Here is a 14119-nt window from a genome sequence, read left to right as displayed (position 1 = left end):
CCATGAGACCATGGAAAATGGCACAGGCAAAGCCGTCAATGGTGAAGTCAACGGTCACGACCAGGACGCCCGTACATTGAGAGACAGCGTGTCCATTGCCCTGAACACCTACCTGTCCAATCTGGACGGGCAGGATGTCACGGATGTCTACAACATGGTGTTGTCTGAGGTCGAAGCGCCGCTGTTGGAAGAAGTCATGAAGTACACCCGCAACAACCAGACCAAAGCCTCGCAAATGCTGGGGCTCAATCGCGGTACCCTGCGCAAGAAACTCAAGCAGTACGACCTGCTGTAAGCTTGCTGCGTCAACGTTACCTTGTCGCGCTGACCTCCGCTCCTATTGGGCCCAACAGCGCGGCAGAAGGCCGGGGCCACCCGGCCCGATCGACAGTTCACTCTATCTTGAAGGCACTTCCCAATCATGAGCACCCCATCTCCCCGCCCCGTTAAACGCGCCCTGATCAGCGTCTCGGACAAGACCGGCATTGTCGACTTTGCCCGCCGCCTTAACGCCATGGGTGTGGCGCTGCTGTCCACCGGCGGCACCTTTCGCATGCTGAATGACAACGGCATCGCCGTCACCGAGGTGTCTGATTACACCGGTTTTCCGGAAATGATGGACGGTCGGGTCAAGACCCTGCACCCCAAAGTGCACGGCGGTATTCTCGGCCGGCGGGGTACCGACGACAGCGTGATGGCCGAACACGGCATCGACGCCATCGACATGGTGGTGGTCAACCTCTACCCCTTTGAAGCCACCGTCGCCAACCCCGACTGCACTCTGGAAGACGCCGTAGAGAACATCGATATTGGCGGCCCCACCATGGTTCGCGCCGCGGCAAAGAACCACCGCGACGTGGCCATCGTGGTGAACGCCAGCGACTACGACAGCATCCTGCAAGAACTGGAAGCCAACCAGGGCAGCTTGAGCATGGACACCCGCTTTGACCTGGCCATCAAAGCCTACGAACACACCGCCAGCTACGACGGCGCCATTGCCAACTACTTTGGCCGTCTGGTCCCCGGCGGCAGCGACAAATTCCCCCGCACCTTCAACAGCCAGTTCGTTAAAGCCCAGGAGATGCGCTACGGCGAAAACCCCCACCAGGATTCGGCCTTCTACGTGGAAGCTAAAGCCAGCGAGGCCAGTATTGCCACCGCCCGCCAGCTACAGGGTAAGGAGCTGTCCTACAACAACATCGCCGACACCGATGCCGCACTGGAGTGCGTGAAATCCTTTAGCGATCCGGCCTGTGTCATCGTCAAGCACGCCAACCCCTGTGGGGTCGCGGTCTCCAACGACGGCATTCTGGCGGCCTATGATCAGGCCTTTGCCACTGACCCCGAGTCGGCCTTTGGCGGCATCATCGCCTTTAACCGGGAGCTGGATGGCGCCACCGCCAAAGCCATCTGTGAGCGCCAGTTTGTCGAGGTGATCATCGCACCGACGGTCAGCGACGACGCCGTTGCCGCAGTAGCAGAGAAGAAAAACGTCCGCCTGCTGGCCTGTGGTCAATGGCAAAGCAGCCAACCCGCCTTTGATTACAAGCGGGTCAACGGCGGTCTGCTGGTGCAGGATCGCGACCTGGGTATGGTAGGCGCCGACGATCTTAAAATCGTCACCCAGCGCCAGCCCACCGCCGAGGAAATCGCCGACCTGCTGTTTACCTGGAAGGTGGCCAAGTTCGTTAAATCCAACGCCATCGTCTACGGCAAGGGCGGCCGCACCATCGGTGTGGGCGCCGGCCAGATGAGCCGGGTCAACTCAGCCAGAATCGCGGCCATCAAGGCCGAGCACGCGGGCCTGGAAGTGAAAGGTGCCTGCATGGCCTCGGACGCATTCTTCCCCTTCCGGGACGGCATCGACAATGCCGCCAAGGTGGGCATCAGCTGCGTGATTCAGCCCGGCGGCTCGATCCGGGACGAGGAAGTGATTGCGGCCGCAGATGAGCATGGAATGGCGATGGTGTTCACCGGTATGCGCCATTTCCGCCACTAAACGTAGGGCGGACATCGCTGTTGATGTCCGCCGCGGGATTGGCACCGTGACGGTATAACGGCACGGAATTGGGCATGGACGCGGCGTACATTGGAAAGCGATGTACGCCCTACACCACCGGCGTGCCCCGTAGGGCGGACATCGCCGTTAATGTCCGCCGGGGGATTGGCACCGTGACGGTATAACGGCACGGGATTGGGCCCGGACGCGGCGTACATTGAAAAGCGATGTACGCCCTACACCACCGGCGTGCCCCGTAGGGTGGACATCGCCGTTGATGTCCGCCGGGGGGTTGGCACCATTACGGTATAACGGCACGGAAATAAGCATTTAAGGATTTATTCGATGAACATTCTGATTATTGGTTCTGGTGGTCGCGAGCATGCGCTGGCCTGGAAGGCGGCGCAGTCGCCGCAGGTCGATAAGGTGTTTGTGGCGCCGGGCAATGCCGGTACCGCGCTGGACGAGGGCATCGAGAACGTCGATATCGGTGTAGGTGATTTTGCCGCGCTGGCAGAGTTTGCCGGCAACAACGATGTCGAGCTAACCATTGTCGGCCCCGAGGCGCCGCTGGTAGATGGCGTGGTGGATTACTTTAGCGAGCGCAACCTGCCCTGTTTTGGTCCCAGCAAGGGCGCGGCGCAGCTGGAGGGCTCCAAGGCCTTTACCAAAGACTTTCTCGCCCGCCACAACATTCCCACCGCCGAGTATCAGAATTTTACCGAGCTTGAACCGGCCCTGGCTTACCTGCGTGAAAAAGGCGCCCCCATCGTGGTGAAGGCCGATGGCCTGGCCGCCGGTAAAGGGGTAATCGTTGCAGAAACGCTGGAGCAGGCCGAAGATGCGGTGAAGGACATGCTGTCCGGCAATGCCTTTGGCGATGCCGGCTGCCGGGTGGTGATCGAGGAATTTCTGACTGGCGAGGAAGCCAGCTTTATCGTGATTGTCGATGGCGAGCACGTGCTGCCCATGGCCACCAGCCAGGACCACAAGCGGGTTGGCAATGGCGACACTGGCCCTAACACCGGCGGTATGGGCGCCTATTCCCCCGCCCCGGTGGTGACGCCAGAAATCGACCAACGCATCATGGAGGAGGTCATTTTGCCCACCGTCAAAGGCATGGCCGAAGAAGGCAATCGCTATGTGGGCTTTCTCTATGCCGGCCTAATGATTGCGCCGGATGGTACCCCCAAGGTGATCGAATACAATTGCCGCTTTGGCGACCCCGAGACCCAGCCCATCATGATGCGCCTTCAGTCTGACCTTGTGCAGATGTGCCAGGCCGCCCTGGCCGGTGACCTGGATCAAGCCAGCGCCGACTGGGACCCTCGCCCCTCCGTAGGTGTAGTGATGGCAGCCGGCGGTTATCCCGCCAGTTACGACAAAGGCGATGCCATTACCGGTATTCCGGCAGAAACCCCAACCTGCAAGGTCTTCCATGCCGGCACCACACTCGATGGCGACACCCTGGTGACCAGTGGCGGCCGGGTGCTGTGTGTCACTGCGCTGGGCAATACCGTCAGCGAGGCACAAAGGATTGCCTATGAGAATCTCAAGCAGATACAGTGGCGGGATGCCTACTATCGCGACGACATTGCCTACCGCGCCATCGCCCGGGAAGCCGACGCCTAAAACCCGCGCCGCTAAATCATCCGCGCGGGCGAGGTGTCGGCAGTGAGATGTGACGGGTCTGGTCGGTTGCGCCAGCCGCTGCTTGTTGCGCTGTTACTGCTACTGCTCCCCACCCTTAGCTACGGGGCACCGACCCTGGTGGTGGATGACGACACAACGCGCCACGATCTGGCTGGCTACAGCGATGTGCTGGTGTTATCCACGCCGGTCACCATCGACGACCTCCAGGACCCGTCGTTAAACCGGACTTTCCGTCCCAGTGAACTGGGTGATTTCTCCCTTCGCCCCGACCGTGCGCAAACCTGGTTTCGCTTTACCCTGCACAACCCGACCAATCGCCCCCTGCGCCGACTGCTGGAAGTCGGGCCCAGCAAGCTGAATCACCACCAGTTTTATGCCGACGGCCAGCCGGTACCGCTGATGACTCCGGAGGTTGCACTGCGCCCCCGGCACACTTACCCAGTCGATATCGCCCCCAAAGACAGCAACACCTTCTACATCGCTATCCGTAGCCAAGCACCAGTGCAGTTGGCCCTCTCCCTGTACAGCTACGATGGGCTAATGACGGATTCTGGTCGGCAGTTCTTTTTCAACTCGGTGATGCTGGGGGTGATGGCCACACTGGCCGTGTACTGCTTGATTTCAGCCCTGGCCCTGCGCGAGCCCTTGTTCGGCATTGTGGCGGTGTATTGCGCGATTATGGTGGTGGGTCAGCTGTTTGCCTGGGGCTATTTGGGCGGGCGTATGGAGGGCATGCTACCGCCCTGGCAGAACGATTTGATGCCACTGCTGTGTCAGGGCGTGATTATCACCGAACTGGCCTTCGCACTGCGTTTTCCCATCTACGCCACCGGTAGGCCGTCCTCCCCCTGGCGACGAGTACTGCAGATCGCGGTCGTGGCCAATATTACTGGAATGGCAATTTACGGTATCGGCAATGACGCCGTTACCACCCCACTGGCCAATGCTCTCACCGCGATCACCTTACTGTTGTTGCCGATTGTGGCCCTGTATGGCTACCTGCAAACCGGCAGTCGTCTGGTTCTGTGGTATCTGCTGGTGCGCAGTGCCGCTTTTGCCGTCTACCTGGTGACCGGGCTGAGTTATGCGATGGAGCTGATTAACGAAGCCACCAGCACAGTGACGCTGACCCTGGCAATCGCATTGGTCGCCGCTGTTCATGTCGCCCTACTGCAGGCCCGCTGCCACAAGCGACAGCTCAAGCAAGAACAGGAAGCTGTGCGCATTGCCACTCTCAGTGAAGCCAACCGCACCCGCAGCGATACCCTGGCGCGTGTCACCCACGATATCCGCACCCCCATCAGCGCCATACTCGGCGTCGCTGACTTGCTGGAAGATACCCACCTCACCGGCAACCAGCGGGAGTATCTGCACAGCCTGCAGCGCTCCAGTCACGAACTGTTACAGCTTCTGGACGAAACCGGCCAGACCGCCCGCCACCAGGACAACACCACAGAGCTGAATATTGAGCCGGTGGCACTGAACGAACTCATCGAGTCCACCCTGACCGGCTTCCGCAATATGGCGGCAGAGCAAACCGTGGATTTAATCAGCGATATTGATCCCCACCTGCCAGCGCGGGTTTTGGCCGATCCCTCCCGCCTCAAACAGTTGCTCACTCACACCGTAATCAGCGCTTTTGAGCACAGCGAGGGCGGCGACATCGTACTGCGGGTCACCGGGCGCCCCCGGCGCGTTCACTTCGAGCTAAGCCACTGGGGCCAGCCCTTTGATCGGCAGGAACGGCAGGCGTTAGACAGACGCCGGGAAGACAGCGACGACTACAATTCCCGCTTCGCCATTATTGCCCAGTTGGTTAGAACCATGGGCGGGCACATTCAATTGTCTGGCAGTGGCCAGCGCCGATACCGGATCGCCTTCGATCTCGCCCTGGAGCCCGCCCGGGACGACGGCCAGGCCCAAGACAAATCCTCGTTACTGCGGGATCGTCGCATACTGGTGGCGAATGCCCAGCAGACGTTCTGCGAAGTGATTGCCCAACAGTGCCGAAGCTGGGGCATGGACGTGCTGGTCGCCCACAGTGAACAAAGTGCACTGGCGCAGCTCCACAACCAGGCCTTACTTAATCGCGGTGTGGATTTTGTGCTGATCGACAGTGGTTTTGATGACCGGGGGCTGTCACTGGCCAGGCGCATCCAGGACGAATGCGAGCAGGGCAAACCGCGTCCCTGCTGCTTACTCACAGCGTTTGCCAACACTCACTACCAGCGCCACGAACTGCAAGGAGCGGGCGTGCAGCGGGTACTGAGTAAACCGATCGGCAGCGGCGCCCTGCACAATGCGCTTTGCGGGGAGCAGCACGCCGCCAACACCAAGACCCCCACCCTCAGCACTTACAGTTCGGAATCCCTGGCGCCCCGACCCATGCACTGTCTGATGGCCGAGGATAACCCCACCAATGCCCAGGTGCTAAAGCGCATGCTGAAGGCCCTGAAAGTCAGTGTTCGCCACGTTGAAAACGGTCAGCAAGCAGTAAATATTTATATGCGGGAGCATTTCGATTTTGTGGTGATGGATATCGAAATGCCAATTCTGGACGGCGAGGAAGCCACCCGCCAGATCCGTCAGTTCGAGGCCGACGAACAGCGCGAGCGCACGCCCATCTTCGGTTTGACGGCCAATGCCATGGATGAACAGCGCGACCGCTATCTGCGGGCCGGCATGGACCTCCACTTGGTCAAACCAATCCGTCTGTGGGAGCTGGCGGAAGCCATCAAGCGCTGGACCGGCTATCACCGCGAGCAAAGCTAGTCCGGGGCTGCCAGACTACTCCAGCGGCGCGAAAATCGCGTAAACTATCGGTAAGACGCACTGAGAAAGACTTGTCATGGCGAGAGCATATTCACTACTGGACCGTGCCCTGATGGGCGCCGATCGCGGCCTTAAAACCTTGACCCGAGGCAGCAGCACGGCGAGTCGCCTGCGCCCCGCCGGAGACAACCCGTCCGGGGCCCTGAATTCAGACCAGCGCCGCCACGCCGCAGGCCTCATGCGGATAAACCACACCGGCGAAGTCTGTGCCCAAGCCCTCTACCAAGGCCAGGCCTTAACAGCCCGCAACAGCAGTGTAAAAGCGGCGATGGCGGAAGCCGCCGACGAGGAAATCGATCACCTGGCCTGGTGTGAAAGCCGATTAAAGGAACTAGGCAGCCATACCAGTCGACTCAACCCTCTTTTTTATGCCGGCTCCTTTGCTATCGGTGCAGCGGCCGGTGCGATTAGCGATCGGGTTAGCCTGGGTTTTGTGGCCGCCACGGAAGATCAGGTTTGCGAGCACCTCAAGGCCCATCTGCAAACCCTACCTGAGGACGACCGCGATTCCCGAGCGATACTGGAGCAAATGTTGGAAGACGAAGCCCGTCACGCCAGCAAGGCGATTGAGTCCGGCGGCCAGCGTTTTTCACCGCCGATCAAATCGGCAATGACCTTGATGTCCAAGGTCATGACAAAAACCACTTACCACCTGTAGCTGGGCTGCTGGGGCCTGGTCAGCAATCAGACCTTGTCAGCGATAGGCGGGTGGTGAATTAGCTGCACCAAATTGCCGTCGGGGTCCAGGCAGTAGAAGCTGCGGGCGCCGTCCCGATGGGTTTTGGGCTCGGCCTTGATATCGACACCCTTGTCCTTCAGGAACTCATACCAGGCATCCACATCTTCCGCCTGACGCAAGATAAAACCGAGATGGTCCAAGCGCTGAACCGAGGTCGGCCGCTCGCGGCCCGAGTAGCGGTGAATGGCCAGGTTGTCAGCGCCCGAGCACAGATAAATATTGTCCTCGTCCGGCTGCCATTCGATCTCCATGCCCAGCCAATCGTTATAAAACCGTAGTGTCTCGTCGAAGTTTTCGACAAACAGTGCGATATGCCTCATACCACCGTGTTTGGGGGGACGTTGCACATGGACCTCCTGAGCTGTGACTCACTTTTGCCTGACCCAACTTTTACCTAACCCCAGCCCGACCGCTGTCCGGCCTGAGTAAGTGCTGCGTTGCTATTCTGCCTCTACGATCTCGTAGCTGTGGCTGACCACCACTCCGGCCTTTTCCATCATAATAGAGGCCGAGCAGTATTTTTCCGCCGACAATTCCACCGCCCGCTTAACATGAGCCTCTTTCAGTTTAGTGCCGGTCACCACAAAGCGCAGGTGGATTTTCTCGAATACCGCCGGCACCGCATCGACCCGCTCGGCTTCCATTTCGCAGCGGCAGTCACTGACTTGCTGGCGGGATTTTTTCAGCATACTCATTACGTCAAATGAGGCACAACCGCCCATACCCAACAGCAGCATTTCCATGGGACGCGGCCCCATATTGCGGCCACCGTGATCCGGGGGGCCATCCATTACCACAGCGTGACCGCTGCCGGATTCCCCCAGAAACATTGCGTCGTCGACCCACTTAACGGTTGCCTTCATTGATTGACCCTTTCTAGATGTATTACAACAATTTTTAACATCTGGAGCTTACCACATGCGGGTATTCCACACTCGATATAGAGGCCAATCCACGGCATACTTAGCCCCCAATACGGTAATCACATTGTGGGCCAGTAATAACGCAGCAATCTTGAAGCACTACGCACCAGCACGGGCGCGCTACGCGCACGGTGAGCGGGCCGCAAACACGATTAACACGGGGCCGGCAACGACCCCGCTCTCGAGAGACAAAACTGTGTATAGCCAACCGAAACCCGATATACCCAACCTGGATGACTTTCTCAGTCACTGCCACCGACGCCGCTACCCTGCCAAAAGCACACTGATCCACGCCGGCGACGACAGCGACGCTCTCTACTACATTATCAGCGGCTCGGTCGCCGTCATCATCGAAGATGACGACGGCCGGGAAATGATTGTGGCCTACCTCAATAAAGGTGACTTTTTTGGCGAGATGGGGGTGTTCGACGACGACCTGCCACCCAGCCGCAGTGCCTGGGTAAAGAGCCGCAGCGAGTGTGAAGTGGCGGAAATCAGCTACAGCAAATTTCACGAATTGCGCCACCGCTACCCCGATGTACTATTGGCAATGGGCCGGCAAATGGCCAAACGGCTGCGACTGACCACCCGCAAAGTCAGCGACCTGGCGTTTTTGGACGTGGCCGGTCGAGTCGCCCACACCCTCCTCGACCTGTGCAAACAGCCCGACGCTATGACCCACCCCGATGGCATGCAAATCAAGATTACCCGCCAGGAAATAGGCCGCAATGTGGGCTGCTCCCGGGAGATGGTAGGACGGGTGCTGAAGTCCTTGGAGGAACAGGGTTTGGTGCAGGTCAAAGGTAAAACCATGGTGGTGTACGGCACCCGCTAGGGTGGACATCGATTTTTATGTCCACCGGATCGAACCTGCCGGTGGTGGCGGCGTCGTGATGGACGCGGCGGACACAAAAAGCGATGTCCACCGGATCGAATCTACCGGCGGTGACGGCGTCGCGATGGACGCGGCGGGCACAACAAGCGGTGTCCGCCCTACGCGAATAACTCGGCTAATTTCTGGCCGGGGTCGTCGGCCCGCATAAAGGCCTCCCCCACCAAGAATGCGTTGACCCTGTGCTGGCGCATTGCAGCGACGTCCTCGGCACTGTGGATGCCGCTTTCGGTGACCACAATATGCTCCGGGCCAATCTGATCCAGCAGCGAGTAGGTGGTCTCCAGGCTGGTTTCAAAGTTATGCAGGTTGCGATTATTAATACCTATCAGCCGGTTGCCCAAAGGCAGTGTCCGCGCCAACTCCTCCGCATTGTGAACTTCAATCAATACATCCATGCCCAACTCCTGGGCCAGTGCATTAAGCTCACTCATCGCGCCATCGTCCAGTGCCGCAGCAATCAATAAAATGCAGTCCGCACCAATGGCCCTGGCCTCCCACACCTGATAGGGATCGACAATAAAATCCTTGCGGATCACCGGCAGTGAGCAAGCCGCCCGGGCCGCTTGCAAATAGGCCTCACTGCCCTGAAAGAAATCGGCATCGGTCAGCACCGACAAGCAGGCCGCACCACCGCGCTGGTAGCTTCGCGCAATCTCTGCAGGGTGAAAGTCTTCCCGTATCACGCCCTTGGAGGGTGAGGCCTTTTTGATTTCGGCGATCACTGCGGATTGCCCCGCCGCCAATTTGGCCGCCATCGCATCGACAAAACCCCGCGGTGCATCCGCCTCGGCCGCCTGATGCTTAAGCACCGCCAAGGGCTGTGCGGCTGAACGCTCGGCCACCTCCTCGTGCTTGCGATCTATGATGCGGGTTAACACCGTGGGTAAGGACATCTCAGTAGTTACCTTGTCGAAATAAGGGTCATTTGGATTGAGTTAAAACCGCTTCACAGCCCTTGGCTAAAGGCTGCCAGCTCGGTCATTTTCTCTCGGGCACGGCCGCCGTGGATGGCGTCTTCTGCCAGTGCCACGCCGGCTTTTAAATCACTAGTAACACCCGCGACGTAGAGCGCGGCGCCGGCATTGAGGGCAATCATATCGGCGGCTTTAGCAGCGGCCTCGGTGGCGCGGTCACCGAAGGCATCGCGGATCAAAGCCAAAGAAGCCACACTGTCGCTGACGTCCAGCCCGATCAAGGTCTGACTCTTTAAGCCGACGTCCTCTGGGCGAAGGGTGTACTCGCGAATTTCACCATTTAGCAACTCGGCAACCTGGGTGGGCGCCGCCAGGCTGATCTCGTCGAGACCGTCACTGGAGTGGACCACCATCACGTGCCGAGCACCGAGCCGTTTGAGCACTTCTGCCAAAGGCCGGCACAGCTCGCCGTTAAACACCCCCAGCAACAGGTTCTCAACGCCAGCGGGATTGGTTAGCGGGCCGAGAATATTGAAAATGGTGCGCTGCGCCAGCTCTTTGCGGGGGCCAATGGCATGCTTCATGGCACTGTGGTGATTGACGGCAAACATAAAACCGAGACCCACTTCGCGGATGCAACGCGCCACCTGCTCCGACGTCAGATCCAGCTTAATCCCCGCCGCTTCCAGCAAGTCAGCACTGCCGCTCTTGGAGGACACCGAACGGTTGCCGTGCTTGGCGACGTGGCCGCCCGCCGCCGCCACCACAAAACTGGCCGCCGAGGACACATTGAACAGATTAGCGCCATCACCGCCGGTGCCGACGATATCCACCGCGTTAGCGACGCCGGCAATATCTACTGGCGTGGCCAGCTCCCGCATCACCCGGGCCGCGCCCTCAATCTCGTCGAGGCTTTCGCTTTTCATTCGCAGTGCCACTAGAAAGCCGCCGATCTGGGCATCGCTGCACTGCCCCGTCATGATAGCTCGCATCACCGACGCCATTTCCTCGGTGCTCAGGTCCAGCTGCTGAATCACTTTGCCCAGCGCCTGCTGGATGGTTATTTCGCTCATTACTTGCGCTCCAGAAAATTCTTTAGCAGCGCGTGCCCTTGTTCGGACAGCACTGACTCGGGATGGAACTGCACGCCTTCCACATCGAATTGGCGATGTCGCAGGCCCATGATTTCGTCGGGCTTACCGTGTTGGTCCACTGTCCAGGCGGTTGCCTCCAGGCAATCCGGCAAACTCTCCCACTCCGCCACTAGCGAATGATAACGGGTGGCAGCGAAGGGCTGCGGCAGCCCGTTAAACACTCCCCCACCCAGGTGGTGAATAGTGGAGGTCTTACCGTGCATAACCCGACGCGCCCGAACCACCTTGCCACCAAAAACCTGGGCGATACACTGATGACCGAGGCACACACCCAATATGGGTATCCTACCCGCGAACTCGCGAATTGCCGCCACCGAGTTACCGGCCTCATTGGGCGTGCAAGGCCCGGGCGATATCACCAGGTGGCTGGGCGCCAGTTCACGCATCTGGGCCACCGTGAGGGCGTCATTGTGCACTACCTCAACCTCGGCGCCCAGTTCCGCCAGGTAACGCACCACGTTGTAGGTAAAGGAATCGTAGTTATCGATCATCAACAGCATGACAATTCTCTCACCCCCATTGCCAAGGCCAAGCCATCAGGCCGATACCGCCAATAAAATTACCGTCAGTGTTCATGTTGACCTTTATGCATTTTGTGATAGTGTACTAGTACATGAATACATTGCGCAACCAATCCAATGACCGTCGCTAATGAAAACGCCCGATGACAACAGCTCTACACGTCAAAGCGACGAAGCCCATTATCGCCAGGAGTTACTGGCGCATTTGTTGCGCGCCAAAAACAGCCAACAGTTGGATGCTTTGCTCAGTGATTTGCTGACGCCCTCGGAGATCAGCGAGATCAGCAAACGTCTGCAAATTTTCAAACTGCTGGAAGCCGGCCTGCCCCAGCGACAAATAGCCGACCAACTGGGCGTCGGTATAGCCACGGTCACCCGCGGTTCCCGAGCCCTCAAACGACAGTCTTCACAATAAGTAGCTTGTTATGCCCACAGCCAAACCCGAGCGTCTTAGCCTGCCCCGCAAGCCGCATTACATGACCATCACTGCCGATTGCGATTTTTTCAGTCTGTTCAAAAAAATCGAGCGCCGCTACGACAACTGTTTCTATCTGGAGTCTCTGGGGGAAGACAGCCATATCGCTCGCCACTCCATTATCGGCTTTGACCCGGAACAGCTGCTCTACGCCAATGGCAGCACGCTGACCATCGAAGAGCGCGACGGCAGCCGCCAGGATTACCCCTGCGACAACCCCTACGAGCTGCTGCGAGAGATCGTGCCGCAGAATATTATTTCGCGGAAGTACGCCGGTGGCCTGACCGGCTACTTGGGCTACGATGCGATGAACTATTTTGAGCCCAGCCTAAGCATCCAGGCTAGCGAGATGTTCGATGCCTTTCGCTTTGGCCTGTTCAAGGACGGCCTGATCCTCGACAAAATGACCGGCGAGCTCATCTACTTCTACTACAGCGACAGTCGCCTGGCCGAGATCGAAGCGCTGCTGGCCGCGCCAGAGGTAGAGAACGGCCCGCTGCGGGTCACCGCTACCGGCGAAACTATGAGCCGGGAGGAGCACCGGGACGCGGTACTCAAGGTTAAGCAGGACATTATCGAGGGCAAGATTTTTCAGACCGAGGTGGGCTTCAAAAAGCGCTTTAAACTGGAAGGCGACGCCATCAATATCTATGAACAGATGCGGAGCATCAACCCCTCGCCGCAGATGTACTACGTGAAATTTGACCAGCAAAAACTGATCGGCGCCAGCCCCGAGCTGCTGTTCCGTTTGCGCCAGGGCGAGATGGAAACCTTCCCCTTGGCCGGCACCACCAAGCGAGGCGCCGATGAGAAAGAAGATACCGCGCTGGCCCGCACCCTGCTCAACGATCCCAAGGAAATTGCCGAACACAATATGATTGTCGATCTGCACCGCAACGACATCGGTCGGGTGGCGCAGTTTGGCACCGTCAAAGTCCGCAGCCTGATGGACATCAAACGCTTTAGTCACGTTCAGCATATTTCCAGCGAGATCGTCGGCATTATCGCCGAGGGTGAGGATATGTTCTCGGCGCTGGCCAGTAACTTTCCCGCCGGCACCCTGACCGGGGCGCCCAAGATCGAGGCCATGAAGATCATTAATGACCTGGAAAACGACGGCCGCGGGCCCTACGGTGGCGCGGTGGGGCATTTCTCCTTTAACGGTGACTGCACCTTTGCCATCCCCATCCGCACGGTGTTTGCCAACGGTGAAGATGCCTATGTGCAGACCTGCGGCGGCAACGTCTACGACTCCAACCCCGACGACGAATACGAGGAAATTGTGCGCAAATTTGCCGGCACCAAAAAGGTGTTAGATCAGTTTATGGATAACACTGGCGGAGCGTCGCAATGAAGGTGCTAATCATCGACAACTACGACTCCTTTACCTACAACCTCTACCAGTACATCGGTGAAATCCTCACCTCGGAGCAAAACCGCGGTGCGATAGAGCACTTCACCATTACCGTGAAGCGCAATGACCAGATCAGTCTGGAACAAATACAGGCCATGTCCCCCGACCGCATTATCGTCTCCCCCGGCCCCGGCTCGCCGGATGACGAGGCCTACTTTGGCGTCTGTGCCCAGGTGATTGCCGAGCTGGGCAAATCCATACCCATGCTGGGGGTGTGCCTGGGCATGCAGGGCATTGTCCACGTGTTTGGCGGCGCGGTGGTGAAAGCGCCCCTGCCCATGCACGGTAAAATTAGCCCCATCAGCCACGACAATCGCGGTATGTTTAAGGACGTCCCCAATCAACTGGAGGTGATGCGCTATCACTCGCTAATCGCCGAGGCTGAAACCTTCCCCGCGGTATTGCGCGTAACCGCGGCAGTGGGCGAGTTAGGCGCGGCGGATTTTGACGATCTGACACGGGTACGACAGGGTGGCGACTTCGAGATCATGGGGGTGCAACACCGGGACTACCCGATTTACGGCATTCAGTTTCATCCCGAATCCTTTGCCACTGAAGGCGGCAAGGAGTTGATCAAGAACTTCCTGTTCGCCGCCTAAG

General features: G+C 58.7%; 14 protein-coding genes. 9 read left to right on the top strand and 5 right to left on the bottom strand.

Going from position 1 to position 14119, the window contains the following annotated elements; translation table 11 throughout:
- Nucleotides 1-10 precede the first annotated feature (10 nt).
- The 5 genes from fis to coq7 all read left to right on the top strand — a co-directional run bounded on the left by fis (nt 11) and on the right by coq7 (nt 7142).
- Complete coding sequence (gene fis, locus I6N98_RS06050; RefSeq protein ID WP_475630834.1) at nt 11-295, top strand: DNA-binding transcriptional regulator Fis; 285 nt, start codon at nt 11-13, stop codon at nt 293-295.
- Between the two features lie 126 nt (nt 296-421).
- A complete protein-coding gene (purH, locus tag I6N98_RS06045; protein ID WP_198570896.1) occupies nt 422-1999 on the top strand; it encodes a bifunctional phosphoribosylaminoimidazolecarboxamide formyltransferase/IMP cyclohydrolase in 1578 nt (525 codons plus the stop codon).
- A gap of 345 nt (nt 2000-2344) precedes the next feature.
- Nucleotides 2345-3631 carry a phosphoribosylamine--glycine ligase gene (gene purD / locus I6N98_RS06040; protein ID WP_198570895.1) on the top strand — a complete coding sequence of 429 codons (1287 nt, stop codon included), beginning with the start codon at nt 2345-2347 and terminating at the stop codon, nt 3629-3631.
- Between the two features lie 42 nt (nt 3632-3673).
- Nucleotides 3674-6424: a response regulator gene (locus tag I6N98_RS06035; RefSeq protein ID WP_198570894.1), complete on the top strand. Its 2751-nt coding sequence runs from the start codon at nt 3674-3676 to the stop codon at nt 6422-6424.
- A gap of 76 nt (nt 6425-6500) precedes the next feature.
- Complete coding sequence (gene coq7 / locus I6N98_RS06030) at nt 6501-7142, top strand: 2-polyprenyl-3-methyl-6-methoxy-1,4-benzoquinone monooxygenase (protein WP_198570893.1); 642 nt, start codon at nt 6501-6503, stop codon at nt 7140-7142.
- Nucleotides 7143-7168: 26 nt separating this feature from the next.
- On the opposite strand, the gene I6N98_RS06025 is transcribed toward coq7, so the two are convergent.
- Both I6N98_RS06025 and I6N98_RS06020 read right to left on the bottom strand, forming a co-directional pair.
- Nucleotides 7169-7570, bottom strand: coding sequence for a VOC family protein (locus tag I6N98_RS06025; RefSeq protein ID WP_232787479.1), 402 nt, complete (start codon nt 7568-7570; stop codon nt 7169-7171).
- A gap of 93 nt (nt 7571-7663) precedes the next feature.
- Nucleotides 7664-8086 carry an OsmC family protein gene (locus I6N98_RS06020; protein ID WP_198570892.1) on the bottom strand — a complete coding sequence of 141 codons (423 nt, stop codon included), beginning with the start codon at nt 8084-8086 and terminating at the stop codon, nt 7664-7666.
- A gap of 256 nt (nt 8087-8342) precedes the next feature.
- On the opposite strand from I6N98_RS06020, the gene crp reads away from it, so the two are divergent.
- Nucleotides 8343-8981 (top strand): cAMP-activated global transcriptional regulator CRP, encoded by a 639-nt coding sequence (gene crp, locus I6N98_RS06015; RefSeq protein WP_198570891.1) that lies wholly within the window; start codon nt 8343-8345, stop codon nt 8979-8981.
- Nucleotides 8982-9139: 158 nt separating this feature from the next.
- Here the strand turns inward: crp and trpC are convergent, their stop codons facing one another.
- The 3 genes from trpC to I6N98_RS06000 are packed head-to-tail and all read right to left on the bottom strand — an operon-like array spanning nt 9140 to nt 11609.
- Nucleotides 9140-9934, bottom strand: a complete 795-nt coding sequence (trpC, locus tag I6N98_RS06010) for an indole-3-glycerol phosphate synthase TrpC (protein ID WP_198570890.1) — start codon at nt 9932-9934, stop codon at nt 9140-9142.
- Nucleotides 9935-9987: 53 nt separating this feature from the next.
- Nucleotides 9988-11019, bottom strand: a complete 1032-nt coding sequence (gene trpD, locus I6N98_RS06005) for an anthranilate phosphoribosyltransferase (protein ID WP_198571559.1) — start codon at nt 11017-11019, stop codon at nt 9988-9990.
- Nucleotides 11020-11027: 8 nt separating this feature from the next.
- Nucleotides 11028-11609 (bottom strand): anthranilate synthase component II, encoded by a 582-nt coding sequence (locus I6N98_RS06000; protein ID WP_198570889.1) that lies wholly within the window; start codon nt 11607-11609, stop codon nt 11028-11030.
- A gap of 151 nt (nt 11610-11760) precedes the next feature.
- Here I6N98_RS06000 and I6N98_RS05995 point away from each other — a divergent pair, with 151 nt between their 5' ends.
- Genes I6N98_RS05995 through I6N98_RS05985 form a run of 3 tightly spaced genes read left to right on the top strand, consistent with a single transcriptional unit; the run spans nt 11761 to nt 14118 of the window.
- Nucleotides 11761-12045, top strand: coding sequence for a Trp family transcriptional regulator (locus I6N98_RS05995; RefSeq protein ID WP_198570888.1), 285 nt, complete (start codon nt 11761-11763; stop codon nt 12043-12045).
- A gap of 10 nt (nt 12046-12055) precedes the next feature.
- A complete protein-coding gene (locus I6N98_RS05990) occupies nt 12056-13459 on the top strand; it encodes an anthranilate synthase component I family protein (protein WP_198570887.1) in 1404 nt (467 codons plus the stop codon).
- The gene (locus tag I6N98_RS05985; protein ID WP_198570886.1) at nt 13456-14118 is read left to right on the top strand and encodes an anthranilate synthase component II; all 663 of its coding nucleotides are present in this window, start codon (nt 13456-13458) and stop codon (nt 14116-14118) included. The genes I6N98_RS05990 and I6N98_RS05985 overlap by 4 nt, the downstream gene beginning before the upstream one ends.
- The last annotated feature ends 1 nt before the right edge of the window (nt 14119 follow it).

The organism is Spongiibacter nanhainus (assembly GCF_016132545.1).
Classification (GTDB): domain Bacteria; phylum Pseudomonadota; class Gammaproteobacteria; order Pseudomonadales; family Spongiibacteraceae; genus Spongiibacter; species Spongiibacter nanhainus.
Note: the sequence above shows the minus strand (reverse complement) of the source record. Positions and strands in the feature narration are given on the sequence as shown.

What these genes read in the sequence shown, in the direction of transcription:
- I6N98_RS06000 (WP_198570889.1), bottom strand. Translation starts at nt 11,609, where the DNA reads ATGCTGTTGATGATCGATAACTACGATTCCTTTACCTACAACGTGGTG.
- coq7 (WP_198570893.1), top strand. Translation starts at nt 6,501, where the DNA reads ATGGCGAGAGCATATTCACTACTGGACCGTGCCCTGATGGGCGCCGAT.
- trpC (WP_198570890.1), bottom strand. Translation starts at nt 9,934, where the DNA reads ATGTCCTTACCCACGGTGTTAACCCGCATCATAGATCGCAAGCACGAG.
- fis (WP_475630834.1), top strand. Translation starts at nt 11, where the DNA reads ATGGAAAATGGCACAGGCAAAGCCGTCAATGGTGAAGTCAACGGTCAC.
- purD (WP_198570895.1), top strand. Translation starts at nt 2,345, where the DNA reads ATGAACATTCTGATTATTGGTTCTGGTGGTCGCGAGCATGCGCTGGCC.
- I6N98_RS05990 (WP_198570887.1), top strand. Translation starts at nt 12,056, where the DNA reads ATGCCCACAGCCAAACCCGAGCGTCTTAGCCTGCCCCGCAAGCCGCAT.
- purH (WP_198570896.1), top strand. Translation starts at nt 422, where the DNA reads ATGAGCACCCCATCTCCCCGCCCCGTTAAACGCGCCCTGATCAGCGTC.
- I6N98_RS05995 (WP_198570888.1), top strand. Translation starts at nt 11,761, where the DNA reads ATGAAAACGCCCGATGACAACAGCTCTACACGTCAAAGCGACGAAGCC.
- I6N98_RS06020 (WP_198570892.1), bottom strand. Translation starts at nt 8,086, where the DNA reads ATGAAGGCAACCGTTAAGTGGGTCGACGACGCAATGTTTCTGGGGGAA.
- I6N98_RS05985 (WP_198570886.1), top strand. Translation starts at nt 13,456, where the DNA reads ATGAAGGTGCTAATCATCGACAACTACGACTCCTTTACCTACAACCTC.